We start from the raw sequence: 20513 nt of genomic DNA on the forward strand, positions 1-20513 counted from the left end.
CATTTTGTATTTCCTTATTCTTCAATGATGGTGACCGCTACTTCCGCCAGCTGGTTTTGCTCCACCTTGTAAGATTTTTAAATCTTCTTTCGATAACTCACCGACGATGAACTGCCGTGTTGGCATGATCATCGCACCTTCACTGCTTGCATGCGCTTTGACATAATACAAGCCGGATTTCGGTAGTGCCTTCGCAATCGTATAGACACCTGGCTTTGTCTCCTCTGCCGGTTCCATACTATAGCGTACTGTTCCATCTGCTTTCCAGATTTCGAAATGTACATAATCGACTTTTTGAACCGGTTTGGCTTCACGCCATACTGTTGCTTCAAACGTCTGCTTTTTCTTGGCATCCGGTTGTAAGTCCTTTGGGATATTTATTTTGATCGATAACGGCTTAGCTACGGCATACTGTTCTGCTGCATCGGAATCGACCTCACAGCCAGCAAGACTCGTCGTCGTGACGAGCAGTCCGCCGAGCATGAGTGTTTGTATCGATTTACGCATTGAAGAACCTCCTTACACTCGGAATACGACGGATGACAAGGAAATCGACCAGCCAGACGACGAGCAACGATAGACCGACGAGCGGGAAGACGATTCCCAGCACGACAAGCACAGCGAGGAATCCTTTCAACATGAATGCTTTCGGTCCTTTCGGCGCCCCCATCCCTTTACTTGGTTTTCGCTTCAGCCAGAGATAGAAACCACTGACTGCCACGAGAATGATTCCGAGACAAATCAACAGACTAATTAACTGATTGAACCAGCCGAATTCCGTTCCCTTGTGGAGTGTGATCCCGGTCGCGACGATCTTTCCGACGACACCATAGTTGTCATAACGATAATCAGCGAGCACGGCACCGGAATATTGATCGAGATGGATCGTCGCTTCATTCTGTGCTTTCGCTGGATATGCAGACAGCGTATAGACACCGCTCGGGTCACTTGGAATACTGATCTTAAAGCTTGGATCCATCCCTTGTTGTTTGCCGATTGCAACGATGTCATCGATCGAAGCTGGAACAGCACCTTCGACTTTTGATTGCGGGACATCAAGTGTTTCGGCAGCCCACGGGACTTCCGCGATATCCTTCGTTTGAAGTGTTGACGTCGGTGCCTCCCCACCCCAGATGGACGGTGGATAACCAAGCCCTTGGTTCGTGACAAGGGACTGGAAGTTCGTTCCCCAGAAACCGGACCACGGTAAGCCAGTCAAGATCAGGAACAGCATCCCTGCTGTGATCCAGAATGCTGGAACAGCGTGGAGATCACGACGGAATAACTTCTTGCCTTGACGAAGACGTGGGAACAAGACACCTGACAGTCCCTTTTGCTTACGCGGGAACCATAGGAACAGTCCCGTCACGATCAAGACGATTGCCCAACAGGCGACGAGTTCAACGATCCGATCGCCAGTCGTTCCCGCCATCAGTTCCCCGTGGATCTCTTCGATTTTATTCATGATCCGGTCATCGTTAGATAATGTTCCGATGATCTTACCAGAATACGGATTGACGAAGACCGTCGCCGACATGTCTGGTGACGAGACCTTCACTTCACTGGATCGATCGTCGGATTCACCCGGTCGGTACGACGTGACAAGTGCATCGGGATACTTCGCTTTAACGCGATCAATCTGTTCCGTCGCAGTGATGCGATCTGCTTGTGGTGTAACTTCATAATACGATTGATACAGGACGTTTTCGATTTGTGGCTTAAAAAGATAAATGGATCCTGTCACAGCAAGCATGACTAGGAACGGTGCAAAAATGATACCAGCATAAAAATGCCACCGCCAAATCGTCCGGTAAGCAGAAGAAGTCGGTGCTTTTTTGACCGTCTCTTCTGTCTGCATGAGATTCATATGTAACCTCCTCTGGCAATAAATATGTCCACTCTGTGAACACCTCCTAGTATAAGCGTTTACAATCCAATTTCAGCCACTTGCTTGTGACGATAAATTGCCAATACAGTGTGTAAATCACGTAGCTTTTAAGAAGTGAAAAACGTCTTTTTTTGACAATGATTTCACTTTTCTTGTAGATTACTTCTTATTTCAAAAAACTATCCTTATTCATAAAACCAAACTTCATCTAAAAAAGCGAATCCTGATCTGGATTCGCTTGCTCGTGTGATGTTTTTATATTGAAGAACTTTCCTCGACTGATTCCTTTTGACGCCGATGATATACGATACCTGTTACTACTAGACCGATTAAGATGACTACGATCGCACTGATGATTCCGGGATTCACCTGAAGCCAGTTCCACAGCTCCGACCACGTCACAGCTTCTCCGATCCGGACGATCAAAAAAGTCCAGAGTCCTGTATAAACGCCTGCTGCTAAGAATGTCATCACTAAATAACGCGGTAACGGATAACCGAGGAGTCCAGCGACATAATGAATCGGATGTCTGACGCCGGGTAAGAAGAACGATAGTCCGATTGCCCATAACCCGCGTCGTTCGATGATCGTTTCTGCTCGTTCTAAGAAACGTGACTTCATCCACCGTTTGACGAGCGGAATCTCACGGAAGAACCGAGCAAGTAGATAAAACCACGTAAAGGCGATGAAGAAGACCGGCCATGCGGTCAACCAGATGACGACCGGGTACATCCCCTCTCGTAATCGAAGTGCTGCAAAACTCATCATCAAGACATCGTCCGACAATGGGGTGAACATGATTCCGCCAGCCAGGCGGACGAGTGCCATGATATCCATCACGTATCCCTTCTTTCTGTTTCTCTCTACTTTCAGTATCCCCGATTTTTCTGAAGTTGAGCCCTATCCATTTCTTAAGTTCTTCTTTAGTTATACTTTTCCGATCAAAAGAGATCATCATCGATGATTTAAAGTCACTTAGACCGTAGGACATGTATACGCAATCGTTCAATAAAAAATCCTTTTCCCACATCGAGAAAAAGGGTTTCATCCGTCCGTTCGAGAAGGGGTACACCGTACATCTGAACGCTCATCTGATAGGAGGAATTTCCATGTTACATCGCCGGAAGACCTATACGATTCGTCCCGAACGCCTAGAAGAATTCACTGAGTTTTTCCATACCTATTTGTACCCGCTCCAAGTCAGCCATGGTGCCCGTCTTGTTGGTCGCTGGGTGACCGAGGCAGAAGATGAAGTCATCGCTATTTGGGAATATCGCGACCGTGAACATTACGAACAAGTCGATCGTGATGTCCGCAACAGTGCTTTACGTCGCGAAGCGATGAAGAAGCGCGCGCGTCTCGGCAAAAACCTCTATATCAAATCCTATGAAGATTTCATGACAGCGACCGGTACGTATGCTCCCCCTCGCGCGATCGTCAGCGTGACCGCGTACATCACGAACGATGCCGATGAAGTCCTGCTCGTCCGCAACCTCCACCGGGGTGATACGTATGAGATGCCGGGTGGACAAGTCGAAAATCACGAGTCGATTCTTGACGCCATCAAGCGAGAAGTCAAAGAAGAGACCGGTATTGATGTCACAATCGATGGCATCACCGGTATCTATCAAAATGTCTCAAGTCACGTCCTCTGCGTTTGTTTCCGTGGGAAAGCCGTCGGTGGTGAACTCGCGACACAAGAAGGCGAAACGACGGATGTCGGCTTCTTCCCACTGACACGTAACTCGCTGAGTGAGTATATCAAACGGGAACACTTCCAGTTGCGGACGCTTGATGCGATGGATCCCCATTACTTCCCGCATGCCTTATATAAAGTCAGACCGTATGAACTGATCAGTCGGTACGACGGTAACGCAACGTCGTCTTCACGGTAAACCAAAAATCCCCTTACAGTGTTTTCACTGTAAGGGGATTTTTTTCGGTTACGTTGTCAATCGAGCGGTAATTCCGGCATCATCGGTGACATAGAAATCGCCTGCTTGATCGGTAACGGTATAAGCGGAAGACTTCAACGCCTCGATCGCCTCTTGAAGCGTCTCTTGATCTGGATAACGTAGTGTCCAGTAGACGAGTCCGACCGCATCTTCCGGATTCGTCGGTGCGTTGACACCAGACCAGACGTTCAAACCGATGTGATGGTGATAGCCACCGGCAGCAACGAACAATGCACGCATCCGCGAAGCGTCAGCGGCAACTTCAAAACCGAGCGTCTCGACATAAAATGTCCGCGCTGCTTCGAGTGTCTTGACGTGGAAATGGACATGTCCCATGACCGTATCGCTCGGCATGCCATACCAATCTTCTTCTCCAGCTTCGACGAGCATACTTTGCCAATCGACGGGATCCGTCGTCATCTTGACATCACCATTAGCTTCATACGTCCATGTCTCACGTGGACGATCGGCATAAATCTCGATTCCGTTCCCGTCTGGATCCGATAGATAAAAGGCTTCACTGACAAGATGGTCGCCTTGACCAATCTCGATCCCTTGTGCAATTAAATTCCGGATGACGAAACCAAGTTCTTTTCGGTTCGGTAGCAAAATCGCAAAATGATATAACCCAGCGACTGAGTTCGGTGGAAAACGGCGGGCATTCGGATGAACTTCAAGTTCAACGAGTGGTGTATCTTGTGCGCCAAGTACCGTCAGCTGATCCGTTTGCGTCAGCACGCGTAATCCGAGTGACGTTGTATAAAATGAAATTGAACGATCGAGGTCAGTGATACGCAAGCGAACAGGACCGAGTGTGATTTGTGGATGAATCGACATAGTGTTTCCTCCCTCAATGAAATAGCTCGTATCCCTATTATTACGCGGAAGCGATCGAAGCGGAAGTAGGCACGAATAAGTGGTATAGTATCCTAAACGATACCATGAAGGAGGAAGACCGATGGAAGAGACACCAAGCTGTCGCGTCGAGACAGCGCTCGAAATCTTGACCGGAAAATGGAAGCCGTCGATTTTACTCGTCTTGATCACACACGGAACGCTCCGCTTCAGTGAATTGAAACGACAATTGCCGAACATTACGCAAAAGATGCTGACGGCTCAACTGCGTGAACTTGAACTGAACGATATCGTTCATCGCGAGATTTATCAAGAAGTCCCACCCCGCGTCGAGTACTCGCTGACGGATTATGGTCGGACGCTTATCCCGGTTCTTGACGCCATCAATGCATGGGGGGAACAGCATGTCCTCCATCTTGAACAGAAAGAAAAACTTGCTTCCGCTTCCCAATGAGGAATCCATTTCGATGTGATTTCTCATTTTTTATGGAAAAACCTGTCTATTATCACGTATACTGACGTAATAGACTTCTGTTTTTGGAAAGGAATGAGTCCTCATGCATCAACTTCATGCGATCGAGCAACTGGTTGCTCGACTCAAACAAGATCCTGCAGTCGAAGCCATCTTCTTGAAAGGATCTTTTGGACGGGGAGAAGAAGATGTTCATTCAGACATCGATCTATACTGTCTCGTATCGGAAGAACGTCAATCAAAATTCTTATCACGTCGCTTGTCCCACCTTTCTGCTTATCGTTCAATCATCTGGAAAGATGAGATCGATATCATCGCCCCACAAATGATCGTCGTCTATGATGATCTGCTACATATTGATTTATTCACGGTGACGCTTGATTCGCTGAACCATAAGGATCAATTGCGTGTCTTATATGATCCACAAGAACAGTTGACGGACTTTACCGACACATGTGACTTAACACTTTCTGCTCAAGAAGCGACCGATGAAGCAATCGATGCCGTCTGGTTCTTGTTCCAATATAAAAAAGCAGCAGCTCGCGGAAATGACTTATGGGCAGTCGAGATGCTCCGTAGCGCCTTGATCAAGTTCGCAAAAGTCTTACTCCATCATCATGCTCCTGAACGAGCGCAACTTGGATTAAAGACGATTCCGACGACATTGCCAGACCATCCACGCCTTGCTTTTGAAGCAATCTACGACGTCCTGACACCCGCAACGCATGCTGAAGCGGCTCAACGTTATCTAGCGTGTCTAGAGACTGAACGGCACGCACTCGATCAGACGCTTGCCGCTCATCCGGAGACGCTCGCTTTACTCGATCGATTAACGCCAGAACTCTCGATCCAACAATCAGGACGGTAACAATAAGGGGCTGACTCAAAAAAAAGAATGACTTGTCTTTCCACGCCCTTTCCTCAGGCGAGACACAAGCCAGTTTTCCTGCTTCATTCAAGCAGGAAAGCAGGTCTTGTTTGTCTCTGACAGCGCATAATGCGCTTTTTCCTGTAGGAGTGGCGTGTGACGCGTCATTCTTTTTTACGAGATAAGGGTGGCAGATCATCATTCTGCCACCCTTATCTTTGTAGAGACTGACTTTTGGAGTCAGCTCCTTCTATACTCGCTAATTAACGTGTCAATTGAATCTCTTTTGATTGTCCACCTGCCCAGCCAAAGCCAGATGAGACCTCAAGCTTCGGATTTTTCACCTGTTTCGGTAATTCGAAGACGATGTTGCCGGTTTTCTCGATATTCGGGTTGATCGTCTCTAAGAAGAAGCCCATCCCGTCTTCATTTGCATAAAGATCGAGTTCCGTATCGGCTGAGTATTCTGTATCGCCGACATTGACTTTAAACATGTTGCTGTCGACGAATCGCTCTTCCTTATCTCCGTTTAGAATCGTCAAACCGATGACTAAAAATTGTCCTGATGTTTTCTTTTCGCCGAGAACGTTCGACAACGTATCGACCATCTTGACGTCGTTGACGACGTACGTCAGTTTCCCGACCTTTACCTGATCATTCACCCCGTACGTTTTCTTGACCGGCTTCGCAACTGCTTTTGCTTTCACTGGTTTTGCTTCTGATTTGACTGCTTCTTGTTCGACTGCTACTTTTTTCTCCGGTGCTGCTTGTTCTTCGTCATCTCCTAGATTTCCGAGAATAACTGCTCCGATCACGATGATTCCTGCCCACTTTAATCCTTTTTTCATGTTACTTCCTCCTTTTAATTTGGCTGACTCACGTCTGATAGCCCTAGTATAGAAAGAAGCAACCCCTTATCCTTTACACTTTTTTAACCAGGTTATTTTTTGTTTAAGGTCCGATAAAAAGATTGACAACAATAAAAGAGAACGCTAATTTCAGCGTCCTCCTCTCCTTATTCTCCTTTGACCCGGATGACGATTTTGCCTTTTGCGTGCCCTTCTTCGCCATAATCATGTGCTTCCTTGATTTGATCCAGATCAAAGATCCGATCAACGACAGGTTGTAGCTCACCACGTTCGACGGCTTTAGCGATATGTCGCAAACGTTCACCGGTTGGTTGCATGAAGACATACGCAGATCGTGCATTATGTTGCTTCGCTTGCTCTTCATCCGGTGGTGTGGAAATCGAGACGAGCATTCCGTTCGGCTTCAGCATCTGATACAGTTCCCCTTGCTTGTCGCCGCCCATCGTATCGAATACAAAATCGATATCCCGGACACGATCGGCCGGATTTTCTTGCTTGTAGTCGATGACTTCGTCGGCTCCAAGCGCTTTTACCCAGTCGACGTTTTTCGTACTTGTTGACGTGATAACGTGCAAACCGTTTGCTTTTGCGAGTTGAATCGCAACCGTTCCGACGCCCCCTGATCCGGCACCAATAAAGATCCGGTCACCCGGCTTCGCATCCATCACTTCGAACATGACTTGCCATGCTGTATGCGAAACGAGTGGAAGAGACGCTGCTTCAGCAAAACTAAGCGATTCTGGTTTTTTGACGACGAGGTGCGCATCGACTGCGACATACTCCGCATACGTCCCTTGACGAGCAATTTCCGGGCGACTGAAAACGGCGTCCCCGACTTGAAGATCCGAGACGTTTTCTCCGACTTCCTGAATCACACCGGCAACGTCCCAACCGATGACGAGCGGCATCTCATAGCTCAACATCTGACGCAAATAGCCTTCGCGTAGTTTCCAATCGACCGGGTTCACACTTGCGGCATAGACTTCGATTAAAACATCATCCGGTCCAATGGCTGGCTTGTCCAGTTCTCCGACCTTAAATTGTTCCGATCCACCATACTGTTCGATGTAAGCTGCCTTCATCCGTTGACTCCTCCTTCGATAATCGTTCCCTATCTTCTTCCCCGTCCGTAACAACGACAAACAGTCTGAAGATACACGACAGCTCCCCATCCAACGATGAGGAGCTGTTTCGTTAAGCATTCGTTTGTTGAAGGGTTGATGCCGTCTCATTCAAGGCATGAATCGCCTGCTGCAGTTCCATGACCTGTCCAACTTGATGACGTGTCAAACCGGATAATGACTCACTTTGTGAAAGCAAGGCATTCATGAACGTGTCGAGTTGACCGGTTGCTGTCGTGATAGCAGTAAGACTACTCGTCATCGTCGCGAACTGGGTCTGCGCCGACTGGATCGAACCGACGACTTCCGTTGCATCCATCTCAATCGTCTGTAGCGCTAACTGACTCTCGGCCATCCGCTCTTCCTGCTCACGTAGCAATGTCGTACTGGCATGAATGGAATTCCCCGTTTGCGTAACGTCCTGATCAACACGTTCGATGATCGCATTGATTTCCTTCGACGCTTCTGCCGTCTGTGCTGATAGATTACGAATTTCTTGCGCAACGACCGTAAAGCCTTTTCCGAACTCACCCGCACGAGCTGCTTCGATCGATGCGTTAAGACTAAGCAGGTTCGTTTGCGCCGCAATCGCATTAATGCTCGACGTGATGGCGACGATTTCCTGGAACCGTCCGGCGAGTTGTCCGAACGACGTGACCGACTCATCCATGCTCGTCGTCAATTGTTGTAAGGATTGTCCGGCAAGACCAATTGTCTGCCTGCTCTTTTCGGCTGTCGTTCGCGATGACGAACTTCGCTCGAGTGCGTGGTCGACAGAAACGGTCACATCCTCCATCCGGTTGACTTGCTGGTCGTTCAATTGGCGAATTTCACGAATCGCTTGAACGCTTCCTGCTGCATCATGTGCCAGCTGTTGCATCGCCAGATCAACCTGACTGAAGGAATCCTTCGCCGCGTCGACCGTTTCACTCATCTCTTCCGTGAACGTCGTTACTTCCGTTGCGGTTGCTGCCGTTTGTTCGAGAGCAATTTGCGACGTTGCCGCGTAGGCTTCCGACCGTTCTTGTTCTTGGCGGACGGCTAACATGACGTTCCGTCCAAAGACAGCGACAAAAACAGCCGCTGAGAAAATCATCAAATAGATGACATAGGCGACAATCAAGTCGAATGTATTCGTAAAGACAATCGTTCCCAGCATTGTGAATACTGCCATCTCAACGAGTCCAAGGATTCCGGCGAGAATGACCAAGCGCGGAATCAAATAAACGATTGAAATCGTCAAGTAGAGATAGACGATCGTCCAAATACTCGGCGACGGCAATGTCATCAAGACTAGAGCGAGGACGAAATACGTTAATGTCACTTGGACGTACTTCCCGCTTGGACGATGTCCAAGTAGGCGGTTACCCACAAGCAACGCGACCGTCAAGATCAAACCACCGACTAAAAACTGATAAAACACACTGATTGGGACGTAATTCATTTGCGCAAATAAGAAAATCAATGGATGCGCGATCGTAATTAACGTTGCAATCAGGCGGGACAAAATCTTTGTACTTTGTTGCTCGAGGGCAGATACCATCTTGTTCAAACTCCTTCACCTTATTAAAGTCATACAGTTGTTCATCGGCAGAAAGAATTCAATCGTTAAGTCCCTCGAGTGACTTTTTTTCTTGACGCTTTCTTGAGAGCGGGAGTACGGTTAACGTAGACTTTTTTCAGAAAAGAGGATTCATATGCTGTATGTACTCGTTGGTTTCGCGGGGGTACTGGGTGCCTCTGCGCGTTATGGGCTCGGACTGCTGATTAGTGACTTGACGACTGGTCCTTTCCCGTGGCCAACGCTTGTCATCAACTTGATCGGGAGTCTTCTTCTCGGCTATGCGACACACTTTTTATTTCGAACGAAACTCTTACATCAATATGCGATCACAGCCATCGGCACGGGTTTCATCGGCTCATTTACGACGTTTTCAACATTCAGCGTCGAGACCGTGACCTTACTCAACGAACGTCATTTAGCGGACGCGTTCCTCTATGTACTCGTCAGCCTATTCGGCGGTCTATTCCTGTCTTATGTCGGTTACGCGCTCGGAACACGACGACTGCGTCACGTGACGAAAGGACGTGAGTGAATGACGCTACTCGCTCTTGCCATCGGTGCTTTTTGTGGTGCCATCAGTCGTTTTGCCGTCAGTCAATGGATGAAGACGGTTTGGAAACGCGAATTTCCACTGGCGACGTTCCTGATTAACGTACTCGGTTCATTTTTACTTGGACTCGTCATCGGGGCGCAGCTCGATACGACATGGACGTTACTCTTAGGTACCGGCTTCCTCGGATCATTTACGACATTCTCAACGTTTAAAATCGAGACATTGCAGCTATTTCAGGACGGAAATCGCAAAGTGCTCACCCTCTATCTCATCTCGAGCTACGGTTTCGGAATTCTTGCAGCTTTCCTTGGAATCACACTTACAGCTTGAACGAAACAAGAGGCGACGGAAAAATCCGTCGCCTCTTGTCGTATCCGTTTTAGTTTAATCATTCATCCAGAATAGACCAACCGTCTCTGCTCCGGCATGCGTCCCGATCGCTGGTCCGAACGTGCCTTCGAGAATCGTCAAATCCGGGAACTTCGCTGCGACTTGTTGCCGCAGTTCCGCTGCCATTTCCGGTGCCATCGTCGTCGCGACATAAATCCGGTTCTTGTAGAACGTGTGCTGACGCATCGATTCATCGATTTGTTTAACCATTTCGATGTAAGCTTTCTTTAAAGAACGTGCTTTTTTGAATGGTACGATTTTTCCTGCTTCATCCGTCGTGATGATCGGTTTGATGCTGAGTAGGTTCGCCAGGAACAAGTCACCGGATGAGACACGTCCACCCCGACGCATCGTCTCCATATTACCGACGATCATATAGAAATGGGTCTTTTTCGTCAATGCTTGTAAAGCAGCGACGATTTCCTCGACGGATTTCCCCTGTGCCTCGAGCTCCATCCCGTAATGAATGAACTCTTGTTGGTTCTCAAACGCCGTATGAGAGTCGATGATGTGAACGGGGAAGCTGGCTGCTTCCGCTGCTGATGCTGAACTTTGGACAGTACTCGATAATCCATTCGTACAGTGCACTGCAATCGCACAGTCATAGCCTTCTTCTTTCAAGCGTTCGTATGTTCCGACGAACTCTCCAAAAATTGGTTGTGATGTTTTGGCAATCAGCTTTTTGTCCGCATCTAGGGCACGGAACAGTCGTTCGACCGTGATCGCATTCTCTTGATACGCCGTATCACCGAGTAAGATTTGAATCGGTACGACATTGACGCCGATCGCTTCTGCCTCTTCCTTCGTGAAATAGGCCATACTATCGGTCACCCATGCTATTTTAGTCATTTTCCTTAGCCTCCGTTAGATTCTTCTCGCTTTATCCTACCATATACAGAAGTGGAAATCGCAAGAAACGTCATGACATCATCTGAAAATGAAACGATGTGCGCTTATGATAGTGTTTGCCGGCATGTAAGACGACGGAAGGAAAATTCGGTTGGTTGATCGCATCCGGCAACCCTTGTGTCTCAAAACAGATGCCAAGGTATGGCGTTGCTCGTCTTCCACAAATCGTAAACTCGCCTGACAAGTGATTAGCGGTGTAAACGACAACTCCCGGTTGATCCGTCACGACGCGCAAACGTCTACCACTGATTGGTTCGTCGAGAACGATTTCCCCACCCTCTCTGAGTAAAAAGGGGTGATCGACACCACTACCTGCTTGACGCAACTCTTCGTCTGGTGCGTGTGTCACTTCATGTAGCGGACGAGCTTCCGAAAAATCAAAGACGGTGTCTGTTACCGGGAGAATGTCACCGGTCGGTACCGCATCTTTGGTCAACGGAACATAAAAAGGTGCATCCATTCGTAACAGATGCTGTTCAATCGTCGTTTTTGCTTCACCCGTCAAGTTAAAGTACGTATGATTCGTCGGACTGAATGGTGTCGAAGCTGTCGTCTCCGCTTCATAATGAATATGCAGGACGTTCTCATCCGTCCATTCGAAGGTTAGCGTGAACGACAAGTGACCCGGATAGCCGTTCTCACCACTCGGACTATCTAAACGTAGAACAAGTTTGTCGCCGTTGATTTCGTGTGTGAACATCCGGTTCGCCCAATTTTCGCTTCCTCCATGGAGGTGATGTTCACCCTCATTTTGCTCAAGAACGTACGTCATCCCTTCCAACGCGAACGCGCCATTCGCAATTCTTCCGCCGACGCGTCCGATCGTGGCGCCTAAGTGATGCGGATCATTCTGATATTCTGATAGGTCGTCAAACGCGAGTACGACATTTTCGATCATTCCATGCTGATCCGGAACCCGGATGGCAAGAATTTTTGCGCCTCGGTTCAAAATATCGATACTATGCCCATGCACATTTTGTAACGTGAATCGTAACAAGGACTGATCACCTAGTTGTCCTACTTCTGTTGTCGTAATCATCATCTGCTTCCTCCTGTACGATACATTTTCCTGTTTTCGTATTTACCCTCGGAACGAGACAAAAAAACAACAATGGCAAAATGCCACTGTTGTTAAAGAGACGGGAGAGGTAATCGCACTTCGATCCGAGTTCCTTGATGGATGATCGAGTGGACGTGTAATGTTGCAGTCAGACCGTATGTCACGTCTAATGCGCGTCGAATCAGGAACAGGTTCGAATCTCCCGCTTCCTGTTGATTCAGTTGTTGCATCACGGCAAGCGGCATCCCTTGTCCATTATCCGTGACTTCGATGACCCAGTCCGTCGTCGCCCTAAAGGCACGGACATCAATCCGGTGATGTCGTCCTGCCTTTACGAACGCATGACGCAGTGCATTATCGACAAGCTGCGTCACAAGGAATGGAAAGACGAAGTATTCTTCAACAGCGGTCTCGATATCAAGATCGACCGTGATATCGGCGGAGGTCAGTTGATTCGGGCGACGCCGTGTTCCTTCTAGTGATAAATAGGCCTTCAGGGTCGCCAGTTCCTCGCGTAGTGGATGTTCATCATGACGCGTCGCTGCCGTCAAAAGTTGAAGCAGCGCATTCAATTGATGTTTCACAGGAGTTCCCGGATCAGCTGTCCGCTGGATTTCTTCGATGATACCTTTTAGATAGCTGACGTGTAACATCGGTTTCATCTTTCTCCCACTTAATCGGAGCAACTGATCTTCTCGGTGCATGTGTAGCTCTCGTGCTAATAAACGGACGAGTTGTTCCGTCATCCGCTCGACAGTGTCGTCAAATAAGTCTTTCGAAAAGTAACAGATGACACCTGCCTTTTGACCGTTAATGCGCATCGGATGAAAACTGAGAATTTGTCCCGTCTGCTCGTCTTCCTGTCGGACGGGTTCTTCTGCTTCGATCCATCGTTGTTCCTCACGTCTCGGTTGCTCGCCACAGACTGCTGGTTGCTGGTCCGTCATATCAATGACGACCTCTGTCGCCCCGAGCACGACGATCCGTTGCATCTTCGTTTCCTTCAATAACGTCGCTCCAATCTGCCGCGCGACTTCCGAAGTCAATCCCTGCTTTCGTAAAGGTTGTAACGCTTGCAATAGACGATCGGAACGCTCGGTCTGGCGGACGAAGAGATCGCCTTCGAGTCGTAGTTGTGTCCGTAAGATCATGATGAACAATACGACCCCACATATGTTTGCGAACAGTAACGGAAAAGCAGCACGGCTCATCAAATCAAGCGCTTCTGCCGTATCGGGGGCAAGTAATAACGTAATCCCACTTTCGAACAATAATGCCGTCAATACGATACCAATCGGTGGAACGAGCGCATAACCATCATGCAAACGCCAGCGTTTTCGATACCAGCCACTCGCAAGTCCAGCGAGCATTGCGATGATCCAACCTGCTTCTGCCCCTAACGAACCGAGTACGTAGCGGTGTAGACCAACCAAACACCCCGTGATGCCGCCGATCACTGGTCCACCAATCAATCCGCTCGTCACGATGACAGCGAGTCGGGTATCGAGCAATAGGGCATCCTTTTCGACGGCTAATCCAAGTAACGGATCAATCGTCGTATCTTGCGAAAGTTCAATTCCTGCGTAGTTCATTAAAATACCGGATGACACGAATGCAAACAGCAGTGGAAGATTCATTCCGCGGTCCATCTTGAATATGTATCGGGAAATGCGCCACTGGGACAATAAAAAGGCTAACAGTGCTAACATACCTAAACGACTCAGTAAGAATGGAATCTGCTCGAGCACGGAATACCTCCTCGTTTCATAGGACGCGATTTAACAATAAAGTAGCTGTAGATTACATTCCCGCTCCTCTCTGCATTCTCCTATCATGCCTGCCGAAAGTTCGCACAATCCGTCCATTCTTGATTTTTTGACTGATGCGATGAAAAAAAGCCGGTTCCTCCATGAGGAACCGACCATCTTATGCTTCTGCTTGTTCAGCTGGATGCAACCAAATCTTGACGCGGTTGATTTGATAGTTTTCCATTTCCATCACTTCGACGGAGAAGTCTGGTGTGTCGATATGCTCACCTGGCTGAAGATCGATGTTATGCATCTGAATCCAGCCACCGATCGTATCGACATCTTCGACATTCGTAAAACGAATGTTGAAACGTTCTTCCAAGTCAGCGAGCAAGACTGTACCGTCGAGCAAGAACTCGTCCGATTTGACCTGTTCGATTTCTTCGACTTCATCTGCGTCGAATTCATCACGGATTTCACCGACGATTTCTTCGAGTAAGTCTTCCATCGAGACGAGACCTGCCGTTCCACCATATTCATCGACGACGAGAACGAGATGGGTCCGGGTCCGTTTCATCTTGCGAAGTGTCTCTTGAAGCGACGTCACTTCCGAAACAACCGGTAAATCCTTGATATAATGCGTTACCGGATGCTCATTCCCGTTCGCATAATCCGTCAAGACTTCCTTGACGTTGACGTATCCGAGAATCCGGTCTTTATCGTTTTCTTCTGTGACCGGGTAACGCGTGTACGGATTATCCATGAAGATTTCCATCAGTTCATCTTTCGTCAAACGTTCCGATATCGTCTCCATCCGCATCCGCGGCACCATCAAATCTTTGACGATGTGCTCATCAAACGCAAAGACGTTTTGCATGAGGGCAAGTTCCGTTTGGTTGATTTCACCACTTTGGAAACTTTGCGCCATGATGATTTTCAATTCATCTTCCGAGTGGGCTTGTTCGTGCCCTGCTGGTTTGACACCGAACAGACCGAGGAATAAGCGTGCTGAACCGTTGAGTAACCAAATGAATGGGTACATGATTTTACCGAACACATAAAGTGGACGAGCAAACAACAATGTCATGCGTTCTGCATACTGAATCGCAAGCGTCTTCGGAGCGAGTTCACCGATGACGACGTGTAAGAACGTTACGGATACGAATGCGATACCAAACGACAAGAGTGTCGAAACAGCAGCCGAGATCCCGAAGTCGTCGAAGACAGGATGCAAGATCTTTTCAACGGTTGGTTCACCAAGTGCCCCAAGACCAAGTGCCGTGACCGTGATACCAAGCTGACAGGCAGACAAGTAGTAGTCGAGATCGCCCGCGATTTTTTTCGCAAGGACGGCACTTTTGTTCCCTTCTTGAATCATTTGATCCAAACGCGACATCCGAACCTTAACGACAGCAAATTCCGATCCGACGAAAAACGCCGTCAACGCAATCAACAAGACCACTAAAAATAAATTGATGAATAATATAGTATCCAAAATCCCCTAAACAGGGGTCACCTCCATTGTTTTGTATTAAAGCTGTGCAATCAAGGAAGCAATCAATGTCAGACGCCGGGACAGTTCTAAGCGGATCGCTTGTTTTTCGACGTCCGTCGAATGTAACAAACGCTGCTCGAGTCCTTCAACCGTCGCCTGAAGTTGTTTCACTTCCTGATAAATCGTCTCCCCTGTTTTTTGTTCCCGTTCCGTAAAAGAAGCAAGAATCTCTTGCAGGGAAAGCCGTTGAGACTTCAAATATTCAATCTTTTCGATTTGATGAATGACCGATTCGTCATACAGACGGTAGCCAGACGCGGTACGCTCTGGTGTTAACAGACCGAGTGATGTGTAATAATCGATCGTTCGTTTTGATAAGCCGGTGGTCTCCGCGACCTGACCGATTCGAAGTAACGCCTTCCCAAAAGATTCTCACCTCCTTTCCATAGCTAGTTCTTTTATCTTATCATGTCAAAACCATACAGTAAAACGTCGCGCTTTTTTAGAGAAAAAAACGACTACTCCCGTTCGCACGAGAATAATCGTTTCATCTCACTTTTTCATACGGTTGCGACAGGTTCTTCGACTGGTACACCGACGATCGACCGTTCCAGTAATTCAACGACATCGTACGTGGCAACCGCCTCGTCGACTTCCTTCGCCTTCGTGCCGTCACTGAGCATCGTCAGACAGTACGGACATGCTGACCCAATGACAGACGGTTGGACCGTCAACAATTGTTCTGTCCGTGCGACGTTGACTCGTGCGCCGACTTTTTCTTCTTGCCACATCATCCCGCCGCCAGCACCGCAACACATCCCTTTTTCGCGGTTGCGTTCCGTCTCGACGAGCGTGATTCCTGGAATCTTCTCGAGAATATAACGTGGTGCGTCGTAAATATCATTGTAACGACCGAGATAACACGAATCGTGATAGACGACACGCTCCTTGACTTCATGGAGCGGTGTGATTCGTTTCTCGTCAATCAGTCGTGCGAGCAATTCAGTATGGTGATACACTTCCACGTCCGGACTAAGTCCGAAGTCTGGATACTCGTTTTTAAATGTATTGTAGGCATGCGGATCAATCGTGACGATCTTTTTAACGCCGTATTTCTCAAATGATTTAATGTTTGCTTCCGCGAGTTCCTGGAACAAGACTTCGTTCCCGATCCGGCGCGGTGTATCCCCTGAGTTTTTCTCATCGTTTCCGAGAATCGCAAACGAGATGTCTGCCTCGTTTAGAATACGCGCAAACGCCATCGCGATTTTTTGACTTCGGTTATCGTACGATCCCATCGCACCAACCCAGAACAGGTACTCGAAGTCTTCGCCCGCTTTTTTCTTCTCCTTTGCTGTCGGAACGACGAGTTCATCCCGGTTTTTCCGCCAGTTTTCGCGTTCTTTCCGGTTCATCCCCCACGGATTACCTTGACGTTCGATGTTCGCCATCGTCCGTTGCATCTCCGGATCCATCTTGCCTTCCATCATGACAAGGTGACGACGAAGATCGATGATCTTATCGACATGTTCGTTCATGACCGGACACTGATCTTCACAGTTCCGACAAGTCGTACACGCCCAGATTTCTTCTTCCGTAATGACATTCCCAATCAATGAATCCGGAACGATATCCATCTGTCCGGCTGCTGCCAGTGAAGCGATTTGGTTGCCTTGCGATCCTTCAAACGCAAAGGCAGGTGCCCATGGCGAACGTTGAGTGATTGCTGCCGTTTTCATGTTGAGATGGTCCCGTAATTTAACGATCAAATCCATCGGCGACAGCATCTTCCCCGTTCCGCTCGCTGGGCACATATTCGTACAGCGTCCACACTCGACGCAAGCATACAGATCAACGAGCTGTTTCTGATTGAAATCTTCGATTCGGTTGACCCCGAAGCTAAATTCCGCTTCGTCGTCTTCTGCCTCTTCCATGACCGATAGATCAATCGGCGCCAAACGCCCGACTTTCGATGTTCGACCGAGCCAAACATTGGCTGTGCCGGCAATCAAGTGCGCATGTTTACCTTGCGGGATGTAAACCATGAAGCTAAGTAAGAACAGTAAGTGCGCCCACCAGAAGAAAACGAATAATCCGAACGCAACTGATTCCGGCACCCAACTGAATAAGAACGCGATGCTTGAAGCAACTGGTTCACCGAGCGTCGAATGATTCTCATAAACAAGGAAGAATCCATTTCCGAATAGGACGGCGACCATCAAACCACCGATGAAAATCAACGCAAGACCCGCCATGAAGTTTCGTTTCAAACGAACGAGTTTCTCGACGTACCGGCGATAAAATCCCCAAACGACGGCAATCAAGATGACGAGCATGACGATTTCTTGGAAGAATGTAAAAATCGGATAAAGCGGACCGAGTGGGACGTGCGGGAAACGCTGACCGACGGCGAGTCCTTTCCAGATAAAATCGATCGCTCCGAATTGAACAAGTAAGAAGCCGTAGAACATCATGACGTGGATAGCGCCACTTTTCTTATCCTTTAATAATTTCTTTTGACCGAAAACGTTGACTAAGACCGCGTCCAGTCGTTCTTTGTTCGTCAGTGTCCATTCCGCCTTTTTCCCCCGTTTAATGGCGGCATAACGACTTTTGACGAGTGACGTGAACAGATAGCCCGCATAGCCGATGACGAGTAGGAAGGCAATCCAGTTAATGAGTAAAAACGTATTCATGTTCGAACAAACCCCTTTCCCCCTAAAGCAGTTGTGTTGAAATGAGTATAGCATATAATGAATGGCTATTCATTCATTTTTTTCATTTAGTTTTTACTGTGTCACATAAGCAGATAAGTACTCAAAAAAAATCAAGCAGTGGATCATCCACCGCTTGATTTAATCACATCCGATAAGTCATTTTTTTAATTTCATCGCATTGGCCATCAGACCAGGGATGTCCGTATTTTCATGCAATCCACTGAACTGTTCGCTTTGTGGACCGTACGCGTAGAGCGGAACGTCAACACCTGTATGCACGGCAGTCGTCCAGCCGACATACGCTCGTTTACTGATCATCTCATTCAATGTCATGACGCGTTTCTTCGCATCCACTTTTTGCAACGTCTGAATTTCTTCAGCCGTCAAATCAAACGTCGTTTCTCGTTTGACGACAGTTGCGATGTTCGATAAGTCGTTGTTGAACTGACGAACCATCTCATCTCCCGTCGCCTTGACGTTTTTCAAGACTTCCGGTTTCGCTACGTACTCATCGTATCCACCGACTGACATACCACCTGTATCATGGTCACCGGCAACGACGACTAAAGTATGTTTATCTTTTGCAGCAAAACGAAGCACTTTTTCGACAGCCTGGTGGAACGCTTCTGCATCCTTCATCGCCCAAGCAGCATCATGCGCGTGACCCGCCCAGTCAATCTGACTTCCTTCTACCATCAAGAAGAAGCCATCGCGATCTTTCTTCAATGTTTGCAGGGCTTTCGATGTCATCGTCGCAAGACTCGGTTGATTCGTGTTTTCCCGGTCCAGTTCTGGTGCCATTCCTTCTTCTGCAAACAATCCAAGAACTTTACGACCGTCCGTCTCATTTAGACTTTCGAGTGAATCCGCATACTGGTATCCTGCTCGTTCTGCTTTCTTCACTAGATTACCAGCCTCTTGAACGCCACCATTTTTCTGATCAAAAAAGAACTTCTGACCGCCACCAAGTAAGACGTCGACTTTCATTTCATCCATGTATTGCTTCGCGATGTCCGCTTCGTTCGCGCGCGTTGCGACGTGTGATGCAAAAACAGCTGGTGTCGCATGGGTGATAGCTGATGTCGAGACAAGTCCTGTTGCTTTGCCTGCTTGATCCGCCCGATCAAGAATAGACGCCACTTCTTTTCCACTTGGATCCATACCGATTGTTCCGTTGTTTGTTTTTGTTCCTGTTGCCATCGCCGTTCCGGCAGCAGCTGAATCGGTCACTTTCGTGTTTGCCGAATACGTCCGCATCATTCCTTTTAAGTGACCGTCGAGTTCCGTCTCCTCGCCTCCTTGATACCAGCGATAATTCGTTGCATAGGCAGCCGAATAACCGTCCGGGATCATGAAGATGACATTTTTAACCTTCGCTTGTTTCGTGTTTTGTTTTGCCTCGACCGGCTGAGCCGATTCATATGTATAGCCCGCAACTCCCGTCATAAGCACTGTACCGAGAATACCTGTCGCCATCCATTTCTTGTTCATTTGTGTTTCCTCCCTGTTCACGATGATGGTTTCATCATACCGAGCGAATGTAAATGAACGATGGAGACCGCTTTAAGGAATATAAAGAAACGATGACAGCCGAGTTACCACTTCATCTCTTCAAACATGTAATAGCCTTTGTGCTGTTCTTCTAAATATGCCGATAATGGAAGACGGACGTCTTCACTCGTGATGTACTCCGCTAAATCTGTTTGGTTGATCCACTTCGTCTCAATGATTTCTTCATCGGGATCATTTGAATCAAGTAAACCACTCACTTCGCAATCAAAATAAGTCACGAGGCTGTGCGCTTGATAGGTCGGCATGAAGTTCTCCGTTAAGAAAGCAAACGACGACGATGTGACCGTCAAACCGGTTTCTTCTTCCACCTCGCGACGCAGTGCTTGCTCGAGGGTCTCTCCAGACTCAATCTGTCCACCGGGTAAGCTCCAGCGTTTCTCCTGACCCGATTGATTATGGACGATGAGCAGTTGATCGCCCTTACGGATGATCGCGACGATGATTCGATAGAGTGGATACATGACGCTTCCTCCTAAA

20 protein-coding genes are annotated in these 20513 nt (G+C 48.0%); 5 read left to right on the plus strand and 15 right to left on the minus strand.

Annotated elements, in window-relative coordinates:
• Positions 1-21: 21 nt before the first annotated feature.
• The 3 genes from KNQ06_RS12270 to KNQ06_RS12280 form a co-directional block, all read right to left on the minus strand.
• Complete coding sequence (locus KNQ06_RS12270) at positions 22-507, minus strand: FixH family protein (protein ID WP_215148459.1); 486 nt, start codon at positions 505-507, stop codon at positions 22-24.
• The gene (locus KNQ06_RS12275) at positions 500-1867 is read right to left on the minus strand and encodes a PepSY-associated TM helix domain-containing protein (protein ID WP_215148461.1); all 1368 of its coding nucleotides are present in this window, start codon (positions 1865-1867) and stop codon (positions 500-502) included. Before KNQ06_RS12275 ends, KNQ06_RS12270 begins: the two co-directional genes overlap by 8 nt.
• Before the next feature lie 276 nt (positions 1868-2143).
• Positions 2144-2725 (minus strand): DedA family protein, encoded by a 582-nt coding sequence (locus KNQ06_RS12280; RefSeq protein WP_053452466.1) that lies wholly within the window; start codon positions 2723-2725, stop codon positions 2144-2146.
• 272 nt (positions 2726-2997) lie between these two features.
• Here KNQ06_RS12280 and KNQ06_RS12285 point away from each other — a divergent pair, with 272 nt between their 5' ends.
• A complete protein-coding gene (locus KNQ06_RS12285) occupies positions 2998-3783 on the plus strand; it encodes an NUDIX domain-containing protein (protein ID WP_215148463.1) in 786 nt (261 codons plus the stop codon).
• Between the two features lie 48 nt (positions 3784-3831).
• On the opposite strand, the gene KNQ06_RS12290 is transcribed toward KNQ06_RS12285, so the two are convergent.
• Positions 3832-4680 carry a VOC family protein gene (locus KNQ06_RS12290; RefSeq protein ID WP_133208269.1) on the minus strand — a complete coding sequence of 283 codons (849 nt, stop codon included), beginning with the start codon at positions 4678-4680 and terminating at the stop codon, positions 3832-3834.
• Between the two features lie 121 nt (positions 4681-4801).
• On the opposite strand from KNQ06_RS12290, the gene KNQ06_RS12295 reads away from it, so the two are divergent.
• The gene (locus tag KNQ06_RS12295; protein WP_058265500.1) at positions 4802-5152 is read left to right on the plus strand and encodes a winged helix-turn-helix transcriptional regulator; all 351 of its coding nucleotides are present in this window, start codon (positions 4802-4804) and stop codon (positions 5150-5152) included.
• A gap of 103 nt (positions 5153-5255) precedes the next feature.
• Positions 5256-6038, plus strand: coding sequence for a nucleotidyltransferase domain-containing protein (locus KNQ06_RS12300; protein WP_215148465.1), 783 nt, complete (start codon positions 5256-5258; stop codon positions 6036-6038).
• 263 nt (positions 6039-6301) lie between these two features.
• On the opposite strand, the gene KNQ06_RS12305 is transcribed toward KNQ06_RS12300, so the two are convergent.
• The 3 genes from KNQ06_RS12305 to KNQ06_RS12315 all read right to left on the minus strand — a co-directional run bounded on the left by KNQ06_RS12305 (position 6302) and on the right by KNQ06_RS12315 (position 9571).
• Positions 6302-6886 carry a DUF4352 domain-containing protein gene (locus KNQ06_RS12305; protein WP_215148467.1) on the minus strand — a complete coding sequence of 195 codons (585 nt, stop codon included), beginning with the start codon at positions 6884-6886 and terminating at the stop codon, positions 6302-6304.
• Between the two features lie 167 nt (positions 6887-7053).
• Positions 7054-7989, minus strand: a complete 936-nt coding sequence (locus tag KNQ06_RS12310) for an NADP-dependent oxidoreductase (protein ID WP_133208266.1) — start codon at positions 7987-7989, stop codon at positions 7054-7056.
• Positions 7990-8101: 112 nt separating this feature from the next.
• Positions 8102-9571: a methyl-accepting chemotaxis protein gene (locus KNQ06_RS12315; RefSeq protein ID WP_214858707.1), complete on the minus strand. Its 1470-nt coding sequence runs from the start codon at positions 9569-9571 to the stop codon at positions 8102-8104.
• 154 nt (positions 9572-9725) lie between these two features.
• Here KNQ06_RS12315 and crcB (KNQ06_RS12320) point away from each other — a divergent pair, with 154 nt between their 5' ends.
• Together crcB (KNQ06_RS12320) and crcB (KNQ06_RS12325) are read left to right on the plus strand one after the other, a co-directional pair.
• Positions 9726-10124, plus strand: coding sequence for a fluoride efflux transporter CrcB (gene crcB, locus KNQ06_RS12320; protein ID WP_215148469.1), 399 nt, complete (start codon positions 9726-9728; stop codon positions 10122-10124).
• On the plus strand, positions 10125-10475 hold the full coding sequence (gene crcB, locus KNQ06_RS12325; RefSeq protein ID WP_215148471.1) for a fluoride efflux transporter CrcB: 351 nt from the start codon (positions 10125-10127) through the stop codon (positions 10473-10475). It abuts the gene before it with no gap.
• Between the two features lie 54 nt (positions 10476-10529).
• Here crcB (KNQ06_RS12325) and KNQ06_RS12330 read toward each other — a convergent pair whose 3' ends face one another.
• The 8 genes from KNQ06_RS12330 to KNQ06_RS12365 form a co-directional block, all read right to left on the minus strand.
• Positions 10530-11384, minus strand: a complete 855-nt coding sequence (locus KNQ06_RS12330) for a DegV family protein (protein ID WP_215148473.1) — start codon at positions 11382-11384, stop codon at positions 10530-10532.
• Between the two features lie 70 nt (positions 11385-11454).
• Positions 11455-12486: an aldose epimerase family protein gene (locus KNQ06_RS12335; protein WP_251133564.1), complete on the minus strand. Its 1032-nt coding sequence runs from the start codon at positions 12484-12486 to the stop codon at positions 11455-11457.
• 89 nt (positions 12487-12575) lie between these two features.
• The gene (locus KNQ06_RS12340; protein WP_050678899.1) at positions 12576-14252 is read right to left on the minus strand and encodes a LytS/YhcK type 5TM receptor domain-containing protein; all 1677 of its coding nucleotides are present in this window, start codon (positions 14250-14252) and stop codon (positions 12576-12578) included.
• Positions 14253-14430: 178 nt separating this feature from the next.
• Positions 14431-15747 (minus strand): hemolysin family protein, encoded by a 1317-nt coding sequence (locus KNQ06_RS12345; RefSeq protein WP_023466825.1) that lies wholly within the window; start codon positions 15745-15747, stop codon positions 14431-14433.
• Positions 15748-15783: 36 nt separating this feature from the next.
• Positions 15784-16152 carry a MerR family transcriptional regulator gene (locus KNQ06_RS17110; protein ID WP_035399153.1) on the minus strand — a complete coding sequence of 123 codons (369 nt, stop codon included), beginning with the start codon at positions 16150-16152 and terminating at the stop codon, positions 15784-15786.
• A gap of 155 nt (positions 16153-16307) precedes the next feature.
• A complete protein-coding gene (locus KNQ06_RS12355; protein ID WP_035399155.1) occupies positions 16308-18443 on the minus strand; it encodes a (Fe-S)-binding protein in 2136 nt (711 codons plus the stop codon).
• 177 nt (positions 18444-18620) lie between these two features.
• Positions 18621-19955 carry an alkaline phosphatase gene (locus KNQ06_RS12360; RefSeq protein ID WP_058265490.1) on the minus strand — a complete coding sequence of 445 codons (1335 nt, stop codon included), beginning with the start codon at positions 19953-19955 and terminating at the stop codon, positions 18621-18623.
• 104 nt (positions 19956-20059) lie between these two features.
• Complete coding sequence (locus KNQ06_RS12365; protein ID WP_050677288.1) at positions 20060-20497, minus strand: NUDIX domain-containing protein; 438 nt, start codon at positions 20495-20497, stop codon at positions 20060-20062.
• Positions 20498-20513: the final 16 nt, after the last annotated feature.

Origin of the sequence: Exiguobacterium sp. s91, from assembly GCF_018618915.1 — a bacterium.
Taxonomy (GTDB): Bacteria; Bacillota; Bacilli; order Exiguobacteriales; family Exiguobacteriaceae; genus Exiguobacterium_A; species Exiguobacterium_A abrahamii.

Bases quoted from the DNA above. Each gene is read 5' to 3' on its own strand.
- KNQ06_RS12365 (WP_050677288.1), bottom strand. From the start codon at position 20,497: ATGTATCCACTCTATCGAATCATCGTCGCGATCATCCGTAAGGGCGAT.
- KNQ06_RS12335 (WP_251133564.1), bottom strand. From the start codon at position 12,486: ATGATGATTACGACAACAGAAGTAGGACAACTAGGTGATCAGTCCTTG.
- KNQ06_RS12300 (WP_215148465.1), top strand. From the start codon at position 5,256: ATGCATCAACTTCATGCGATCGAGCAACTGGTTGCTCGACTCAAACAA.
- KNQ06_RS12310 (WP_133208266.1), bottom strand. From the start codon at position 7,989: ATGAAGGCAGCTTACATCGAACAGTATGGTGGATCGGAACAATTTAAG.
- KNQ06_RS12285 (WP_215148463.1), top strand. From the start codon at position 2,998: ATGTTACATCGCCGGAAGACCTATACGATTCGTCCCGAACGCCTAGAA.
- KNQ06_RS12360 (WP_058265490.1), bottom strand. From the start codon at position 19,955: ATGAACAAGAAATGGATGGCGACAGGTATTCTCGGTACAGTGCTTATG.
- KNQ06_RS12275 (WP_215148461.1), bottom strand. From the start codon at position 1,867: ATGAATCTCATGCAGACAGAAGAGACGGTCAAAAAAGCACCGACTTCT.
- KNQ06_RS12295 (WP_058265500.1), top strand. From the start codon at position 4,802: ATGGAAGAGACACCAAGCTGTCGCGTCGAGACAGCGCTCGAAATCTTG.
- crcB (WP_215148469.1), top strand. From the start codon at position 9,726: ATGCTGTATGTACTCGTTGGTTTCGCGGGGGTACTGGGTGCCTCTGCG.
- KNQ06_RS12305 (WP_215148467.1), bottom strand. From the start codon at position 6,886: ATGAAAAAAGGATTAAAGTGGGCAGGAATCATCGTGATCGGAGCAGTT.
- KNQ06_RS12280 (WP_053452466.1), bottom strand. From the start codon at position 2,725: ATGGATATCATGGCACTCGTCCGCCTGGCTGGCGGAATCATGTTCACC.
- crcB (WP_215148471.1), top strand. From the start codon at position 10,125: ATGACGCTACTCGCTCTTGCCATCGGTGCTTTTTGTGGTGCCATCAGT.
- KNQ06_RS12330 (WP_215148473.1), bottom strand. From the start codon at position 11,384: ATGACTAAAATAGCATGGGTGACCGATAGTATGGCCTATTTCACGAAG.
- KNQ06_RS12290 (WP_133208269.1), bottom strand. From the start codon at position 4,680: ATGTCGATTCATCCACAAATCACACTCGGTCCTGTTCGCTTGCGTATC.
- KNQ06_RS12270 (WP_215148459.1), bottom strand. From the start codon at position 507: ATGCGTAAATCGATACAAACACTCATGCTCGGCGGACTGCTCGTCACG.
- KNQ06_RS12315 (WP_214858707.1), bottom strand. From the start codon at position 9,571: ATGGTATCTGCCCTCGAGCAACAAAGTACAAAGATTTTGTCCCGCCTG.
- KNQ06_RS12355 (WP_035399155.1), bottom strand. From the start codon at position 18,443: ATGAATACGTTTTTACTCATTAACTGGATTGCCTTCCTACTCGTCATC.